Origin of the sequence: Roseibium sp. SCP14, from assembly GCF_040329475.1 — a bacterium.
Lineage (GTDB): Bacteria > Pseudomonadota > Alphaproteobacteria > Rhizobiales > Stappiaceae > Roseibium.
The window spans coordinates 639,966-655,799 of record NZ_JBDZYH010000001.1 but is presented as its reverse complement, the minus strand read 5'-3'; the positions used below and the strand labels follow the sequence as shown (position 1 = coordinate 655,799).

17 protein-coding genes are annotated in these 15,834 nt (G+C 55.9%); 12 read left to right on the top strand and 5 right to left on the bottom strand.

Annotation, left to right across the window (positions count from 1 at the left end; genetic code table 11):
• The first annotated feature begins 95 nt into the window (after positions 1–95).
• Positions 96–521 carry a secondary thiamine-phosphate synthase enzyme YjbQ gene (locus ABLQ08_RS02970; protein ID WP_352939385.1) on the top strand — a complete coding sequence of 142 codons (426 nt, stop codon included), beginning with the start codon at positions 96–98 and terminating at the stop codon, positions 519–521.
• Between the two features lie 69 nt (positions 522–590).
• Here the strand turns inward: ABLQ08_RS02970 and ABLQ08_RS02965 are convergent, their stop codons facing one another.
• Positions 591–1,343 (bottom strand): SDR family NAD(P)-dependent oxidoreductase, encoded by a 753-nt coding sequence (locus ABLQ08_RS02965; protein WP_352939382.1) that lies wholly within the window; start codon positions 1,341–1,343, stop codon positions 591–593.
• 293 nt (positions 1,344–1,636) lie between these two features.
• On the opposite strand from ABLQ08_RS02965, the gene ABLQ08_RS02960 reads away from it, so the two are divergent.
• Positions 1,637–3,118 carry a caspase domain-containing protein gene (locus ABLQ08_RS02960; protein ID WP_352939380.1) on the top strand — a complete coding sequence of 494 codons (1,482 nt, stop codon included), beginning with the start codon at positions 1,637–1,639 and terminating at the stop codon, positions 3,116–3,118.
• 60 nt (positions 3,119–3,178) lie between these two features.
• Here the strand turns inward: ABLQ08_RS02960 and ABLQ08_RS02955 are convergent, their stop codons facing one another.
• Positions 3,179–3,544, bottom strand: a complete 366-nt coding sequence (locus ABLQ08_RS02955) for a hypothetical protein (protein WP_352939377.1) — start codon at positions 3,542–3,544, stop codon at positions 3,179–3,181.
• A gap of 525 nt (positions 3,545–4,069) precedes the next feature.
• Complete coding sequence (locus ABLQ08_RS02950; RefSeq protein ID WP_352939374.1) at positions 4,070–4,324, bottom strand: YdcH family protein; 255 nt, start codon at positions 4,322–4,324, stop codon at positions 4,070–4,072.
• Positions 4,325–5,059: 735 nt separating this feature from the next.
• On the opposite strand from ABLQ08_RS02950, the gene ABLQ08_RS02945 reads away from it, so the two are divergent.
• Together ABLQ08_RS02945 and ABLQ08_RS02940 are read left to right on the top strand one after the other, a co-directional pair.
• Entirely contained in the window at positions 5,060–5,437 is a 378-nt protein-coding gene (locus tag ABLQ08_RS02945) for a VOC family protein (RefSeq protein WP_352939372.1), read from the top strand.
• A 39-nt stretch (positions 5,438–5,476) separates the two neighbouring features.
• Complete coding sequence (locus ABLQ08_RS02940; RefSeq protein ID WP_352939370.1) at positions 5,477–6,178, top strand: helix-turn-helix transcriptional regulator; 702 nt, start codon at positions 5,477–5,479, stop codon at positions 6,176–6,178.
• A 34-nt stretch (positions 6,179–6,212) separates the two neighbouring features.
• On the opposite strand, the gene ABLQ08_RS02935 is transcribed toward ABLQ08_RS02940, so the two are convergent.
• Positions 6,213–7,235, bottom strand: a complete 1,023-nt coding sequence (locus ABLQ08_RS02935; protein ID WP_352939367.1) for a LacI family DNA-binding transcriptional regulator — start codon at positions 7,233–7,235, stop codon at positions 6,213–6,215.
• A gap of 84 nt (positions 7,236–7,319) precedes the next feature.
• On the opposite strand from ABLQ08_RS02935, the gene ABLQ08_RS02930 reads away from it, so the two are divergent.
• Complete coding sequence (locus tag ABLQ08_RS02930; protein WP_352939364.1) at positions 7,320–8,498, top strand: phytanoyl-CoA dioxygenase family protein; 1,179 nt, start codon at positions 7,320–7,322, stop codon at positions 8,496–8,498.
• Positions 8,499–8,511: 13 nt separating this feature from the next.
• Here the strand turns inward: ABLQ08_RS02930 and ABLQ08_RS02925 are convergent, their stop codons facing one another.
• Positions 8,512–9,240, bottom strand: a complete 729-nt coding sequence (locus ABLQ08_RS02925) for a DUF1194 domain-containing protein (protein WP_352939361.1) — start codon at positions 9,238–9,240, stop codon at positions 8,512–8,514.
• A 175-nt stretch (positions 9,241–9,415) separates the two neighbouring features.
• Here ABLQ08_RS02925 and ABLQ08_RS02920 point away from each other — a divergent pair, with 175 nt between their 5' ends.
• The 7 genes from ABLQ08_RS02920 to ccmE all read left to right on the top strand — a co-directional run bounded on the left by ABLQ08_RS02920 (position 9,416) and on the right by ccmE (position 15,804).
• Positions 9,416–9,670 carry a PepSY domain-containing protein gene (locus tag ABLQ08_RS02920; protein WP_352939359.1) on the top strand — a complete coding sequence of 85 codons (255 nt, stop codon included), beginning with the start codon at positions 9,416–9,418 and terminating at the stop codon, positions 9,668–9,670.
• Between the two features lie 80 nt (positions 9,671–9,750).
• On the top strand, positions 9,751–10,419 hold the full coding sequence (locus ABLQ08_RS02915; RefSeq protein ID WP_352939356.1) for a response regulator transcription factor: 669 nt from the start codon (positions 9,751–9,753) through the stop codon (positions 10,417–10,419).
• The gene (locus ABLQ08_RS02910) at positions 10,409–11,830 is read left to right on the top strand and encodes an ATP-binding protein (RefSeq protein WP_352939353.1); all 1,422 of its coding nucleotides are present in this window, start codon (positions 10,409–10,411) and stop codon (positions 11,828–11,830) included. Before ABLQ08_RS02915 ends, ABLQ08_RS02910 begins: the two co-directional genes overlap by 11 nt.
• Before the next feature lie 167 nt (positions 11,831–11,997).
• Complete coding sequence (locus ABLQ08_RS02905) at positions 11,998–12,435, top strand: RT0821/Lpp0805 family surface protein (protein ID WP_352939350.1); 438 nt, start codon at positions 11,998–12,000, stop codon at positions 12,433–12,435.
• 120 nt (positions 12,436–12,555) lie between these two features.
• The gene (locus tag ABLQ08_RS02900) at positions 12,556–14,031 is read left to right on the top strand and encodes a hypothetical protein (protein ID WP_352939347.1); all 1,476 of its coding nucleotides are present in this window, start codon (positions 12,556–12,558) and stop codon (positions 14,029–14,031) included.
• A gap of 127 nt (positions 14,032–14,158) precedes the next feature.
• Entirely contained in the window at positions 14,159–15,292 is a 1,134-nt protein-coding gene (gene ccmI / locus ABLQ08_RS02895; RefSeq protein WP_352939344.1) for a c-type cytochrome biogenesis protein CcmI, read from the top strand.
• Positions 15,293–15,354: 62 nt separating this feature from the next.
• Positions 15,355–15,804, top strand: a complete 450-nt coding sequence (gene ccmE, locus ABLQ08_RS02890; RefSeq protein ID WP_352939341.1) for a cytochrome c maturation protein CcmE — start codon at positions 15,355–15,357, stop codon at positions 15,802–15,804.
• Positions 15,805–15,834: the final 30 nt, after the last annotated feature.

The following is a 15,834-nucleotide window of genomic DNA, read 5'->3' as shown; positions in this document are numbered from 1 at the left end:
AATGGACCTGAGGCAGGCGAAAAACTGCGAGATTTGAAACAACCGCACGGATCGCCTAAGGCTTTTCGCGAGTGCTCTGATCCCAAAGGACCCCTATGCAGACGACATTCTCGCTTCGATCAAATGGAACCGGCCTTTACGAGTTTACGCCGAACGTTGCTGCATGGCTTGCTGATGAAGGTGCCGACAATGGGTTGCTGACGTTGTTTGTCAGGCATACCTCATGTTCATTGCTGATCCAGGAAAATGCTGATCCGGATGTTCAGCTGGACTTGCGTGCATTTTTTGAAAGGTTGGTCCCGTCAGCGGATCATCCCTCGATGAGCTATCTAATTCATACTTACGAAGGGCCGGATGATATGCCCGCCCATATCAAATCGGCTCTGCTGCCGGTTTCTCTTTCGATTCCGGTCTCAAACGGCCAGATGGTGCTTGGCACCTGGCAGGGGATCTATCTGGTCGAACATCGCTCAAGACCCCATCACCGACAGGTGGCTGCACATTTTCTAAGCGACCGATAGCCCGAAGCTCTCACCCTGAAACACAATTCGAAACTTTGAATTGTTGTCTTCAATCGAGGAGGCGGGAGCCTACTTCCGTAACGCCGGCAAGCCGACACCGGTGCTGTCGAAACCGCCGTCTGATGCGACGACCTGGCCGGTCACATAACTTGCTTGGTCTGAACACAGGAAGGCGATCACCTCGGCAATTTCCGTCTCGGTACCGTATCTGTTGAGCGGGATGGCGTCGTGGTAGGCGTCGATGATTTCCTGGCTGTGCACCGATTTTGCCATGTTCGTCCAGACGGGGCCAGGGCAGACGCAATTGGCACGTATGCCGTGTTCGCCGAGTTCGGCAGCCTGTTGTTTCGTCAATTGAATGACGGCGGCCTTGGACGTCCCATAGGCGACCCTCAGGGTTGAAGCCCGTAGCCCGGAGATGGAACCGATATTGACGATGGAACCGCGCGTCTCTCTCAGCGCTGGAAGTGCAGCCTGGGAGACCAGAAAGATACCATCCAGATTTGTAGCCATCACGCGTCGCCACAAAGCAAAATCCGTTTCTTCGATCGGTCCGAATTCTGCAACGCCGGCGTTGTTCACCACCGCATCCAGTCTGCCGAATTTCGAAAGAATGGCGGGGAGGGTTTCTTCCACCTGTTCGGCGATTGATACGTCACAGACAAAGGGGGCAGCTTCTTCCAGCCCTTCAGTTGCCGTGGACAAACCGGCGCTGTCTCGATCCAGCATGGCAACCTGCCACCCGCGTTCAAGCATCAGCTTGGATGTCGCAAGACCGATGCCTCTGGCCGCGCCGGTGATGAGGGCAACTTTTTGAGTCATATTTCACCAATCAAATTGAGAACACACGCAATTCAGCGTTATGGGACCGAGCCACGCTAGCAGCCCGGACAGGCAATCTCAACGACAGGAAAACTCCATTCCCTGTACGTCGACTCAGGGCGCCTCAACATCGTCTTCCACATTTCTAATCGCTTGGTCATTTATGGAAGGATCTCCGGTCTCAAGATCGAATTTGGACGAAAAGATCTTGATAAGTATTTGACCGCGTTGCGTCACATTCCTGGAATGTAGGCGTCGAGTGCTGTACCCTATCCTTTTTCGAGGGGGGGGTGATGCGCGGCGTTTTACTCTTTGTCTTTGCCCTGTTTTGCACGAGCGCATGCCTTGGCTCGGAGACGGAAAGAGTTGCTCTTGTCGTTGGCAACGCAAGTTACGAAAACGTCTCGAATCTGACCAACCCGACACATGATGCGGAAAAGGTCGCATTGGCACTGGAGCGGCTTGGCTTCAGGGTGATCGTCGGCATCAATCTGAACCATGCCGGTTTTGTCGAGAAGATAAAGCAGTTCTCGCGCTCGATGAGAGGTGCGAAGATTGCCCTTTTTTACTACGCCGGACACGGGTTGCAGGTGAGGGGGCAAAACTATCTGGCGCCGATCGACACCAGGCTGAAGGACGAGGCAGATCTGGAGTTTGGCACGGTCCGCTTGCAGGCAATTATTTCGCAAATGGAAAGAGAACAGCGCACGAGCATCATCCTTCTCGACGCTTGCCGGGATAATCCGTTGACCAGAGATCTGGCCGGCTCGATGGGGACGCGCTCAACGGCTATCGGAAGAGGGCTGGCACCGGTTGAAACCGGAATTGGAACGCTGATTGCCTATTCGACACAGCCTGGAAACGTTGCCTATGACGGAACTGATGTTCACAGCCCCTTTACAGGTGCACTGCTCAGATACATCGAAACACCTGGTGAAGATATTGCAGTCATTTTGCGCAGGGTGAGGCGCGACGTCCTGCGCGAAACCAAGGGCGTTCAGGTGCCCTGGAGCAATTCCTCGCTGACCGGCCCGGTGGTCCTGTCAGTTCGCGAAACACCAAAGAAGCCCGTTGTCGACACCATCGAACTCGCCTACTGGGAAAGTATTCGCGACAGCGCCAACCTGGAATATTTCAAGACCTATCTCAACAGATATCCGGATGGAAACTTTTCCGACCTTGCCCGGTTGAAGATTTCCGAGCGGCAGCGTGACACGTCACGCACAAACGATGTGAGCGAACCGGCTTCTTCTGCACAAAAAGTACCTGACACGGGAGAGTTTTCCGGAGTTGAAGCTGCGACCGAATTCTACATGATTGAGAAAGAGGCCGCCGAAACCTTTGATCAGGAGAAACAGGAACCGGTTGAACTTGCGGCCCTCAATCCGTCTGACAGCCGGGAAAAAATTGAGGAGTTGTCCGGACAAGCGCTCGCGCGGTCGATTCAAACCGAACTGAACAGGGTTGGCTGCAGCGTTGGGACAGCCGATGGCGTTTGGGGCAAGAACAGCAGAAACGGTTTGAGGCGATTTTCGATCTATGCGAAAGCCGGACTTCAGGCACTTGAGCCGGACCTGAAGGTTCTGGAGATGCTCAAAGACAAAAGCTTCCGGGTCTGTCCGTTGGATTGCCCGGCTGGCTATGTTGAAACAGCGAACAAATGCTACAAGAAAACGGGACCACGTACGACCAAGAGCAAGCCTCACAGGACCAAGTACGGAAAGTGTGTCTCGGACCACCGTTGGTACACCAGTTACCTCAAGGAATGCGAATAGCTCGCAGCTTTGACAAGGCTTCTTTTACCGGGTTGCGGAGAAGTCTCCGGAGACAAGTCCCTACATCGAGACGCAGACCCTGATCGCACCGGCATTATCCCAAAGCGCAATGTCCTTGTCGTTGATGCGAAAGGCGTAAGCACCAGCAGGATCACGGCTGTTGATTGCGAGGGCGGCAAATTCGGCAAAGGGGACAATCCGTCCCGCCTGGTCCCGAACGAGCATTTCTCCGAACGCATAGGACTGATCGAATTTGTAACCGTAGAGCGGGCCGAGATTCCGGGCATCCCGTCCGGAATACCCCCGTGGCCCGACGGGTTTATACAGTCCTGATATGACGCTCCAACCACCGGAAAAACTGACTTTCCGGATTTTTCCGTCGGGGAGGACGAGCCTTTGCCAGCCTTTCTTTGATTGAACGTCCACGCAATGATCGACTGCAACGGCAGCGGTGGACCAAAGACAGCAAAATATCACAGAAAACGGCAGAAAACGCATGATTGGATCCGTTAAATTACCTAACGGAATTTGGCCGGTAACGGGACCAAAGGTCAAGTTGTTGCGTTAAATTGCCTTTTGCCTCACGCAAGGCTCACGCATTCTTGGCTTGCAAGTATGGGGACGTCGCCCCACATCCTATGGTGAACGATGAGGGTCGTTCCTCCCCTGACTTGTGCCGGGCTTCAAGGAAAGCTCGGCACTTTCTTTTTGAGTTTACGGGGAAAACCGCAGCAGAAATTTGAATTCCTGCACGCGATTGTTAGTCAGCATTGGTTTCTTGGTCCCAATGCGTTATCTACGTCCGGGCCGCTTGAACGCGGCACAGGGCGGAAAAACTGGATATGTCAGCCGTGACCGGACTTTTTCCGGCAGCTGCGATCTAAAGGAGGGCGGCCCGCGCCGTCGGACGGGGACGACGCGGGCTCTAACACCGGCCTGAAAAGGAGGGGCTCAGGACGCGGTGTTTGCCGCAGCCGCCAGAAGAGCGGCAATCTGATCTTTGAGATGAAGTCGCTTCTTTTTCAGGTCTTCCAACACTTCATCTGCTGCCGGCTCCACATTGGTTTCGATACGGTGCACTTCACGATTGATCGTGTGGTATTCGTCCGCAAGGCGGGAAAAATGCGCGTCGCCGGCTTTCAACGCGCGCAGTGTTTCAATTGCCTCCGGGAATTCTTCGTGCAGTTCGTGCGGAACGTGGCTCATTCTTGCCTCCTTTTGAGATCCACAAAGTGCAACCTCACGAATTTGGGCACCTTGAGAAATATCAATTGGAACAGCTTTTATGACGGTGAGATCCACGACTTCGGAAGGAGGGCGATTTTTCGGCCAATTACGGATTTCGAGGCCCGGTCGGGCGTTTGCGGTGCACGGTGCTTTCACCCCCTGAAACGGGAAGAGGTCGCCTTCATTCGTGAAAGACGACCTCTGAGCCACGTGCACATGTATTTAATCTGTTACTTTCATAGATAAAATAGATTCTATATTTCGTGTAAAGACCTTCGGAGCAATATAGTCTGATTTTTAATGTGGGTTACGTCAACGGAAGCATTTTAAACTCTGTTTGCTCAGTTGTTTATTGTTTTTGTTGAGATTTGTTGCTTTTCGGGAAAAAGTTTCTTCTTGGCATCAAGGTTGCGTATCGGCGCCATCTGGTATCGAAACGGCAATTGAGTGCGGTTCGAAAGCGACTGTCGCTCTTAAGAGAGACCAGCAGGGCAGGTTCCCAAACGGACAATCAAGGGAAGGGGAGGCATAGGAGCTGTGAGCCGGTTGGGACAGGATGATGTCAGTATTGCGAAACGCAGGCGAGAGCCGGGCTGAATTTCGTGAACGAATTCGAATGTTTATAATTCGCTGATACAGAAAGTCTCCTGACAGCAGGCTGTCAGGAGTTGGTTGTTATGGTGATGCTCATCACAGCAATCCAGGAGACTTTCAATGACATTCGCTCCCGATCACTTCACAGTCTGGATGGAGATTCCCGTTTCGGACCTGGACAAGGCGATCAGTTTTTATAACGACGTTTTCAAAACGGAGCTCAAGCTTGTCACCGATATGGGACCAAATCACTTCGCAATGTTTCCGACAAAGGATCCGAACGGCATCGCCGGACATTTGTATCCGGGCAAACCGGCTGAAAAAGGGACAGGACCGACCGTCCATATTGCCTGTCCCGACAGCCTCGAAGAAACAATGGAACGGTTCGCCAGGGCCGGAGGCGAGGTCGTATCCGATCCTGTGCCTATTCCCGCTGGCCGGTTCGCCTATGGTGTTGATCCGGACGGCAACTCGATCGGGATGTTTTCTCCCAACTAGGGAGCAGTTAGGATGCTTTCTCCGTGAGGAGATTGCTACATGAGACGTGCCGACCGCCTTTTTCAAATCGTGCAGTATTTGCGCGGCGGCCGGCTTGTCCGGGCTCGTCAGCTGTCTGAATGGCTGGAAGTATCCGAACGAACCATCTACCGCGACGTAGCCGATCTGCAGGCCTCCGGCGTCCCGATCGAGGGGGCTGCGGGTGTCGGTTACATCATGCGCGATGGGTACGAGTTGCCGCCTCTCATGTTTACGCGCGACGAAATCGTGGCCTTACTCGCCGGAGCGCGGCTGATCCGCGCTTGGGGCGGTGCCGCAATGGCCCGCGCGGCTGAAGAGGCGATGATCAAGATCGATGCCGTCATGCCGGAGAAAATGCGGATCCGGCAGAACGAAGTCGAGATCCACGCATTCGCACCTGAAATGACACCGCAGATCAGGGGGCACATCGATTTTCTCGAAGCGGCAGCGGATGCGCGTAAACGATTGTCGATCGCCTATTGTGATGGCAAGGGCGATGCATCGCAGCGAGTGATCCGCCCGCTTGGGCTGTGGTTCTGGGGCAAGGTATGGACACTGGTCGCCTGGTGTGAGCTGCGTCAGGACTTTCGGATGTTCCGCCTGGACAGGATTTCAGAAGTTCGCGAAACCGGCGACAGGTTCCATGCCGAACCAGGTAAAACGCTCAAGGATTTTTACCGGCAGATGGAACACAACGAAGACGGAAAGTCGGGCGCTTAAGTGCCCGGTCTTTTCTCTAGCCGGCTGGGTCGTCTCAGATGGTCGTGGGAATGTTCATCGGTGTGACGATCTGAATGTCGCTCTCAGAGGTGAGAGGCGGATCCTCTATCCCGTGATAAGCAAGAATGTGCCGGAAGGCGGCTCGCATATCAGCGCGCAGGTCGTGATGCAGCACAAATGTCAGCCGGTTGCCACGCAACAGGTCCAGATTGTCTTCATCAAGGTCATGGGCAATGAAAACGGAAGGTCGGTGGCCGGCATCGTCCAACGCTTTCAGGATGGCCATGTTTCCGCCGCCCATCGAGTAGACACCTGCAATCTCCGTGCCGGCGCGTGCCCTTTCGCCGACTTCAAGACCTGTATTCGGATTCAACCCTCCGCCGCCGCTCGCGTCGATGAGCTCTAGGTTCGGCCTGTGCCGCAAAAGTTCGGACTTGAAGGCCTGGAAACGGTCCTCTTCTCCCTGAAACGCATGTTGGCTGAGCGTTGTGAGAACGGCCATGCCTCCTGAAGTCAGAAACTTTGCCATCAAATAGGCCGCGGTTTGACCAGCTTGGGCATTGTTCAATCCGGCATAGGCGAGGCGGCCCGAACCAGGGATATCCGTGAAGACAGTCAGGACTGGAATGTTCTTCGCAGTCAATTCTGCTATGGCCTGCCGTGTTTCGGGGGTGTCACGGGCTTTCAGGCAAATTCCCTGCGAGCCGCGCTTCCTGATCCTTTCAAGGATGGCAACACAGTCATTTGCTGTCATGGTTTGAGCCACGGTAAAACGCGGACGGATCGAGGCAGGACGAAAGTCGGCGAGGATTTCATCGACTGCGTGCCTGATTTCCCGAACGAAGCGGGTCGGCGCTTCCACGACGATGTCAATGAAAATGCGCCTTCCTTTTGCGGCAAGCTGACTCTCCTGTCGTGTCAGTTCGTCGATGGCGTCCTTTACGCGACGTTTCGTCTGGGGGCTGACATGAGCACGATTGTTCAGCACACGATCGACTGTTGCTGTGCTCATGCCTGCCTGCAGGGCAATTTCCTTGACCGGGAACCGATGTGTCATTTGATGGATTCTTGATGGATTTCCAAGTCGGCCGCAAGCCTGTTTCTGGTATTCTTGGGCCGAATTTGACGTTGGGAGGAACATATGGATCGTCAGATAGAATTGGACGGCTATTTTGATACGGCGCGCTGCGACATTGAAGACTTCAAGCGGTTGGTGGATCGCAATTTAAATGAAGGCGACGTTCCCCATGCGGAACGGATTGAAGCCAACATTCCGGTCTACCGGGTCGACCAGTTGGCTTCAGTCCTTCAAGGACAGGAAAGCCGCCGTCGTTTGATGGCGGAATGGGCACGGGTGCTGAAGGATTTGTCCGGCGTGCTCGTCCTGAAAAACGCTTACCTGGACACGGCTCCACTCGATGCTGCCACGCAGATTTACAATCGGATTATCGAGGACGAGAAAGCGTCTACGGGTGGTGGTGCAGACCATTTTGCGGCTGCCGGTGCCAATGACAGGATCTGGAACTCCCTGCAGAAACTCTGCCTGAGGGCACCGGAGGTCTTTGCGGACTGTTTTGCAAACACCGCCATAGACACGGTGTGCGAAGCCTGGCTCGGACCGAATTACCAGTTGACCGCGCAGATCAACCTGGTCCGCCCCGGTGGTGCGGCTCAACAGGCTCACAGGGACTATCATCTCGGTTTTCAAACTGCGGAGACCAGCGCAAGGTATCCAGCCCACGTTCATGACCTGTCAGCTGTCATGACTTTGCAGGGAGCGGTCGCTCACACCGATATGCCGGTGATCAGCGGTCCGACGAAGTTGCTGCCATTTTCACAGCTGTACCGGCCCGGTTACATGGCTTACCGCCTGGATGAATTCAAAGAGTTTTTCGAAACCGCTTATGTGCAACTGCCTCTGAAGAAGGGGGATGCGGTCTTTTTCAACCCGGCGCTGTTCCATGCGGCAGGTGCCAACACCAGCGAAAACATACAGCGCATGGCAAACCTTCTGCAGGTGTCATCTGCCTTTGGCCGGGCAATGGAAGCGATAGACAGACAGGCAATGAGCCTTGCGCTTTATCCGGTGCTGCGGGAAAAGGCTGCGTCGGACCAACTTGGGACTGCTGAAATAGAGGCGGCTGTCTCAGCCTGCGCTGAGGGCTACTCTTTCCCGACCAATCTGGACAGGGACCCGCCGGTCGGTGGTCTGGCACCTGAAACGCAGAAGCAGCTTTTCCTCAAAGCACTCGGCGAAAACATGTCTGTCGGGGAGTTTTCGCAGGCTTTGATCGAACAGGCGGCAAGGCGCAAAGCGTAAGCAGCACCTGACACTATCTCAGCGCGGCATAGCCGCTGCCGTAGATTTCCCGTAACAGTTTGCGTTTGATGGCCCGGGCGTAGTCGTCGTAGTCAGCGGCGATTTCGACAAAGGCACCCGGGCCTCTGATCACAAAGCTCTCGTAGTAGCGCGCGGGAATGGTGTTCGGTCCGGCGATGACCAGACCGTTTACGGTAATGCCCTGGAAGTCAAAGGCCTTGTAGGCACTTTCCGGGCCGAAGCCATCGTTGTTGATACCGTCTCCGGCCACGTCGATGACCTTGCGCGCGCAAGGCCTCGGAGCTTGTCTCATCTGCACTGAAGCGTATCCAAGAGCGTAGCCGATAGCAGTTGGAAATTCAGTGAAGCCCCTGGGAGTTCTTCTCAAGGTTTCGGCGGCAGCTTCCGCACTCGCGCCGTCATTCAGATACTGCCAGTTCAACTGTTGAAGCTGCTGGTAGCGCCCGCTCCATTCGAAACTGTTGATCCAGATACCTCCAACCGCCTCGATGGCTTGAACCACATCGGAGTCGCTCAGGGCGTCAGCCAATCCGTTCAGTTGCAGGTGGTGCTCACGCGCATCAACGCTCGCGGAGCCATCCATCGCCAGCACCAGGGCAAGGGAGCAGGCAGGCGCTGTACTCGCGCCGACGCAGATTGCTGCAGTCGACGCCAGGATCGTCAGTCCGAAGCGAACAGCGGCAATTCTCTTGTTTCCCCGTTTCTGATGCTGATCTTTCATACACAAGGTCTCACCAATCCTTCGACAGTTTACCAAGTCTTTTCGCAGGGCGCCGGAAATTGCGGATCCATAACAATGCGCTGGAAGTAAACCTAAACGACTGGTTCAGCTTGCGTTCAGGTGAAATTGACTACACCTTGCGCACTAATTCGTGAGCAGAACCGGAATCGGACACGTGAAACAGATTTTTGCCTTTTTGATCCTGACGTTCCTGGCCGTATTGCCGGCCGAGGCCGCTTGCCTGTCGCAAGCTCAGGCCCGCGAGGCCGTGGCAAGCGGCAGGGCGGCCCCCCTGGGGTCGGTCGCAGGACGCGCCGGAGGCGAAATCGTCAAGGCTCAGCTTTGCCAGCAAGGCGGCGGCTATGTCTACGTCCTGTCGGTTCTGAAAGGCGGCAAGGTGACCACGGTCACAGTTCCGGCCAACAGGTAGCTGCTAGAACCGTCTCTCATCGGTCTGGCAGCCTACGGGATGCCAGAACTCCCAGCTAATGAAACAAGAAGTCAGAATTCATGCGCATCCTTGTTGTTGAAGACGATACCGACCTGAATCGCCAGCTGGTAACCGCCCTGGAAGAAGCAGGATACGTTGTCGATAGCGCGACCGACGGTGAAGAGGGGCATTTTCTTGGCGATACTGAACCGTATGACGCCGTCGTTCTTGACCTCGGTCTTCCCACGCTTGACGGTTTGTCGGTTCTGGAGAACTGGCGCCGGGACGGGCGCACGATGCCTGTCCTCATCTTGACGGCCCGTGATCGCTGGTCGGACAAGGTCGCGGGCATTGATGCCGGCGCGGACGATTACGTTGCCAAGCCCTTTCACATGGAAGAAGTGCTTGCCCGCGTGCGGGCTCTTGTGCGCCGTGCCGCAGGTCATGCGTCCAACGAGTTGACCTGCGGTCCGATACGCCTGGATCTGCGAGCCGGCCGGGTGACGGTCGACGGCAGCCCGATCAAGCTGACCTCGCACGAATACCGGCTTTTGTCCTACCTCCTTCATCATCAGGGCAAGGTGATTTCCAGAACCGAGCTGACGGAACACCTCTATGATCAGGATTTTGACAGGGACTCGAACACTGTTGAGGTTTTTGTCGGACGGCTGCGCAAGAAGATCGGCTCTGACATGATCGAAACCATCCGAGGTCTCGGCTATCGGCTTGGAGCTGCTGGTGACGAGTGAGGCCAAGCCAGCCGAAGGAGGGCATCTGGCTGCCAAGCCACAGCGATCACTCGCCTCGCGACTTGTCATTGTTGCTGCCGTCTGGTCCGCAATCGCGCTTGCCCTTGCAGGTGTCTTCCTGGTCGGCCTCTATGAAAGAGCAAGTGAACGGGCATTCGATGCTCAGCTCGAGGTGCATATCAAGGCATTGATTTCGGGCATGCTGGAGACAAGCGCCAATGAGGGCAGGGCAACTCAGACCGTCACCGCACCGACCTATCGCGGTGACCCGCGCTTTTCATTGCCGCTTTCCGGTTGGTATTGGACGGTTCGCCGTGCAGACAGTCCTCAGATTCTCTATTCGTCCGAATCGCTGCTTGGCGATCCGTTGAACGCTCCTCCGATCGGTGACGAAGAAGTTGCCGCAGGATATAGCACGGGCCCGACAGGAGACGAAATCAGGGTTTTGCAACAGCGAATTTTTCTCGGAGACGTTCCGTATGTCATTGCTGTCGGTGCAGCGACCGCCAGTTTTTGGGCCGACATTTCGGAGTTTGCTCGTCTTGTGACCTTGACGTTGTGCATCGTCGGAGCCGGTTTGATCCTGGCAATTTTCCTTCAGGTTCGCATCGGCTTGAAGCCGCTCACCCGGCTACGGGCGTCGCTCTCCGCGGTTCGGCAGGGAGAGGCAGAACGGATCGATGAGGCTTTGCCCAGGGAAATCGCACCGCTTGCCGTTGAACTGAATGCCTTGATCGTCTCCAACAGGGAAATCGTCGAGCGGGCCCGCACCCATGTTGGTAATCTTGCACATGGGCTGAAAACACCGCTTTCCGTCATTTCCAACGAAGCCAGGGCATCAGGCGGTCCGCTCGCCGACAAGGTTTCGGAACAGGCTGAGGTGATGTCAACGCAGATCCAGCACCATCTGGAACGAGCAAGAATGGCTGCGCAGCGTCGGGTCATCGGCGTTTCCTGCGAAACGGAACCGGTGCTCTCGCGTCTCATTCGGGCAATGGGCAAGATCTATCAGGACAAGGGCGTTCTTGTGGATTTTGACCAGAGTGTCCCGATCAGGTTTAGGGGTGAGGGGCAGGACCTGGAGGAGATGAGCGGCAATCTGATCGACAATGCCTGCAAGTGGGCGGCATCCAGAGTCCAGGTGGACGTCGCTCCTTTGAACGATCCGGCAACGAATCGGGACATGTTCGCAGTCATCGTTGAAGATGATGGTCCGGGATTGACGCGCGAGCAGCGAGCGGAGGCGATAAAACGCGGCCGGCGGCTGGATGAGACGGTTCCCGGAACGGGTCTGGGTCTGTCTATCGTGGCCGATCTTGCGGCTCTTTACGGTGGTTCATTCGAGCTTGATGGATCGGAATTAGGGGGCTTGAAAGCAACATTGACCTTACCTGCGTTGACGCGTGAATAGGGCGATCGACGGCGGCGAGCTGCAAAATTTGAACGGACTGTGAAGGAGTGTGACGAATATCACAGGCGAAAAGTCTGGACTGTGGCCAAGTTCGGCCACAAATGGAAAATATCACTGATTCTGTTACCGGCTCAGGCCGGTTTTCACGCCCTTGGGAGCCTCCACGCATGCGTTTGCGCACTGCCACATGTCTTGCTCTTGCCGCGGTTTTGTCCGGGTGTTCACTAACGTCTGGTCCCAACGAGGCCGGAGCGTGGGGATCTTTTTTTGGTGATCCAGGCACCAATGTGACGGAATCGGAGGCAACAACGGCCATTTCCGTCCTTGTGAACAACGAGTTTGGCAACGCGCTGGACCCTTCCGACCGGAAGGCCGCCGAGGATGCACAGAACAGGGCGCTTAAGGCGCGGGGTGTCGGGGTTTCCGTCGCCTGGCAGAACGAGCGCACAGGGCGAAGCGGTCAGGTCCGGCCGGGGCCGGTCTACTCGGTCAACGACACGAGCTGCCGTGAGTTCACACATGAAATGGTGCTTCAGGGTCGTACCTTGCAGGCGCGCGGGACAGCCTGTGAAACCGATCGCGGCAGTTGGCAGGTGATCGGATAAGTCGAACGGCCGGTTTTTACGGTTTTTGGGCCCTCTAATCCCTAAGTTTATTCTCAACACTTGCTTAAGTCTTGTAGCGGTATCATCGCACGGATATGGATTGCGATGTTGACGCCCTGAATGAGCTACTCCGATCAGCTTGAGACCAAATTGAAGACCTATCTGAGCAGTCTCAGCCCTAAAGCGGTTGCGGCCCTGGTCCGCAATTTGGAAAAAGCCAAGGCGCAGAAAGACAAGGATCCACACCTCAATTTCATTCTGACCGCCGCGGTGACGTTGTTGCGCAAGCCGCAAACCGGTACCCTCGACCTGCCGGGCGGGGAGCACAGGCGCGGTCAGATCCAGCGCTTGTTTTTTTCCCCGCTGGAAGACTTTCTGATCAATGAAACCCTGCCGAACCGTCAGGAAGGACGCATCAACCGGGCGGTTCTTGACCGTGTCTGGGCCTGGTTGAGCCGGGATGTGATTCCCGGCGATGTTCAAATGGTCCTGGAACAGGCCGGAAACTCCGCAGTAAGCGGTGAAAGAATTGACGCGCTCGTTCAGGCTCTGCGCACAAGGTCCGTCGATGCCGTCGGCGAAACATTACGAAAGAGCGAAGTCTCCGAGAAGCAGCGTCGCCGAATCGGTATCGAGCTTGGCGGCGAGCGCGGTATTGCAGAACTCCTCGACATTCAGAAGGTTTTCGCCGCCGAACGTTGGTTGATGCCGTTCCTTCAGAACATTCCAGACCGCGTGAATGAACACAGGCTGAAGCAGGATCTGGACGTATTGCGGCTGGTGGACAAGTGTTCAGCGCGCTTTCCCGATCATGTTCCGGTAATCGCGGCTGCGCTCGTTGAACGGGCTGAAACTCCATCAGCCCTTTGCGCCTTCGCCGGCCGGCTGGCTGGTGATGAAGATCCGAAAGTCATTGCCAATTCACCGTTCGCACCCTTTGTTGACGTCGTGATGAGCGAGGCCGAAAGACTTCAGATCCTCGCCCTGGATCATCGGAACAACAATCCGGATCCGGTCGCGTTTTCCCAGGCGCTGGGCGAATATCATGCCCTGGTGCGCGGCGTCGAGCGGGACATGGACCTGTCGTTGAGCGGTAAATGGCACAAGCGTTTGTCCGAGACCAAACGCAACATTTCCAGTGAAGTGACCCGGGAACTGAACAACGCCCATGGTGCGATCCGGCGCGCGCTTCAGGTGCCGAAATTCGACAAGAACGGTGTTTTGCGTGTTGACCAGGCTGCTATCGACGAGTCTGTTCGAATTCTTCGGGTGGTCACAATGTCACGCAACGCCTCGGAGACCCTGGCGGTTAACGACGTTGGCAAACGGACGCGGCAGGCGGTGGAACAAACGCTTGAAATTGTCACAAGATCGCTGATCACCGATCTTGGCAAGGCACGAGGTCAACAGCTGGAAGCTCAGCTGGCTGCTGCAGATGCGGCAATCATGTTATCTGAGATTTATTTTGGTTCCGAATACGCCGCACAATTGCGTCGGAGCCGTCAATCGGCGGTTTCCAAGGCCAAGAACGGTGGGGGAGACCAGACTCCCAACCCAGAACGCAAGCTCGTTGCAAGCGCACTTTCGCGTCGATAACCTCCGTTTTTTTTGGTTGCATGGACGCGACCATTGCTATTGACCAAACTCAATGTGAATTCCGCGACTGCCGGTCACACTGTAACAGTCTTGCAATTGCCCCGATTGAACTGTCTATAGTGCCGCCATGGTTTTCTGGATCTTAATCGCTGTAATGACAGGGGTAGCGGCCCTGTCGGTGCTCGTTCCGTTGTCACGGACGAAACGTTCACCTTTGTCTTCCGCAGCAAATGCTGATGAAGGCGTTTATCGTGAACAGCTTGAAGCGATCGACAGCGAGCTGAAACGCGGCCTGATCGAACCCGAAGCTGCAGAAGCCGCTCGAACCGAAGTCGCCCGGCGACTTCTGGCGGCGCATGAGAAAAACACCGGCAAAACCGAAGCCGGTGCTCAGGGAGCCCGGTTGAGGCTGGCACAGGTACTGGCCTTGCTGGCACTTCCGGTCATGGCTTTGGGAATTTACATGGCCCTCGGCTCGCCCGATCAACCGGACCAACCACTCACCGCCCGCTTGAATGCACCGGCAGAAGAGCAATCCGTTGACGTGCTGGTTGCTCGTGTCGAGCGCCATCTGTCGGAAAATCCGGAAGACGGCCAGGGTTGGGCGATAATCGCACCGGTCTATCTGACGATAGGCCAGCCGGAGGCTTCCGCACGGGCCTACGCCAACGCAATTCGCCTTCTCGGTGCTCAGGCGGACTGGCTGACCGATATGGGCGAGGCCATGACGATGGCCAACCAGGGACTGGTTTCGGCCGAAGCTCGAGAAGCTTTTCAGCGGGCCGTCACCATGGAACCTTCAGCTGTCAAACCGAGATTTTTCCTCGCAATCGCACTTGGCCAGGAGGGGGACAAGGATGCAGCGATCAAGGCGTGGGAAAACCTGCTGAAGGGGGCGGATGAATCCGCAGCCTGGGTGGGAGTGGCCCGGCAACATCTTGCAAAGTTGCAGGGAACGAACCCGTTGATCGCCGCGCTTGGCGGTCCTTCCAGTCAAGACATTGCCGCTGCCGAGGAAATGAATGCCGATGATCGGCAGGCAATGATCAGCGGAATGGTAAGCGGTCTGGCGGAGCGGCTCGGGAGCGAAGGGGGAACTCCCGAGGAGTGGAACCGCCTGATTCGTGCCTACATGGTCCTGGGCGAGAAGCAGAAGGCTGAAAGCGCGCTGGAAAGTGCGCAGGCAGCTTATGCGGATAAGCCTGAGCAATTGTCTCTGATCAAGGACGCAGCCAGCCAGCTCGGGTTATCAGGGTCTTAGATAGCAAACCGTACGCGGGTTGCCTGCGTACGCAGCCACAAGAAGACTTCGGACGGAACAAAATGACTCGCAAACAAAGAAGGTTGACCCTCATCGGATCAGCAGGCGCAGTACTCGCTGTTGCACTTGGATTGATCCTGTTTGCCCTGAACGATCAAATCGTCTTTTTCCAAAGCCCGACGGACATCACGCAAAGCACGATTCCTTCCGGTCAACGCATCAGACTTGGCGGACTGGTTGAAGAAGGATCCGTTGTCAGGTCCGACAATGCCGAGGTGAGCTTCCGGGTGACCGACATGGCGAATGCTGTGTCGGTGACCTATAAAGGGATCTTGCCGGACCTCTTCAGAGAAGGTCAGGGTGTGGTCACCGAAGGAATCATTGACGCCGACGGCGTCTTTGTTGCCGACAGCGTGCTGGCCAAGCACGACGAAAACTACGTTCCCAAGGAAGTCGCAGAGGCTCTGAAGGAACAGGGCCACTGGCAAGGCGGCGAGGGTGACGCCCAGTAGCGGCGTTGATCAATTGAAACAGGACGCGAA

What these genes read in the sequence shown, in the direction of transcription:
- ABLQ08_RS02925 (WP_352939361.1), bottom strand. Translation starts at nt 9,240, where the DNA reads ATGAAAGATCAGCATCAGAAACGGGGAAACAAGAGAATTGCCGCTGTT.
- ccmE (WP_352939341.1), top strand. Translation starts at nt 15,355, where the DNA reads ATGACTCGCAAACAAAGAAGGTTGACCCTCATCGGATCAGCAGGCGCA.
- ABLQ08_RS02930 (WP_352939364.1), top strand. Translation starts at nt 7,320, where the DNA reads ATGGATCGTCAGATAGAATTGGACGGCTATTTTGATACGGCGCGCTGC.
- ABLQ08_RS02915 (WP_352939356.1), top strand. Translation starts at nt 9,751, where the DNA reads ATGCGCATCCTTGTTGTTGAAGACGATACCGACCTGAATCGCCAGCTG.
- ccmI (WP_352939344.1), top strand. Translation starts at nt 14,159, where the DNA reads ATGGTTTTCTGGATCTTAATCGCTGTAATGACAGGGGTAGCGGCCCTG.
- ABLQ08_RS02970 (WP_352939385.1), top strand. Translation starts at nt 96, where the DNA reads ATGCAGACGACATTCTCGCTTCGATCAAATGGAACCGGCCTTTACGAG.
- ABLQ08_RS02950 (WP_352939374.1), bottom strand. Translation starts at nt 4,324, where the DNA reads ATGAGCCACGTTCCGCACGAACTGCACGAAGAATTCCCGGAGGCAATT.
- ABLQ08_RS02935 (WP_352939367.1), bottom strand. Translation starts at nt 7,235, where the DNA reads ATGACACATCGGTTCCCGGTCAAGGAAATTGCCCTGCAGGCAGGCATG.
- ABLQ08_RS02905 (WP_352939350.1), top strand. Translation starts at nt 11,998, where the DNA reads ATGCGTTTGCGCACTGCCACATGTCTTGCTCTTGCCGCGGTTTTGTCC.
- ABLQ08_RS02900 (WP_352939347.1), top strand. Translation starts at nt 12,556, where the DNA reads ATGAGCTACTCCGATCAGCTTGAGACCAAATTGAAGACCTATCTGAGC.
- ABLQ08_RS02940 (WP_352939370.1), top strand. Translation starts at nt 5,477, where the DNA reads ATGAGACGTGCCGACCGCCTTTTTCAAATCGTGCAGTATTTGCGCGGC.
- ABLQ08_RS02965 (WP_352939382.1), bottom strand. Translation starts at nt 1,343, where the DNA reads ATGACTCAAAAAGTTGCCCTCATCACCGGCGCGGCCAGAGGCATCGGT.
- ABLQ08_RS02960 (WP_352939380.1), top strand. Translation starts at nt 1,637, where the DNA reads ATGCGCGGCGTTTTACTCTTTGTCTTTGCCCTGTTTTGCACGAGCGCA.
- ABLQ08_RS02945 (WP_352939372.1), top strand. Translation starts at nt 5,060, where the DNA reads ATGACATTCGCTCCCGATCACTTCACAGTCTGGATGGAGATTCCCGTT.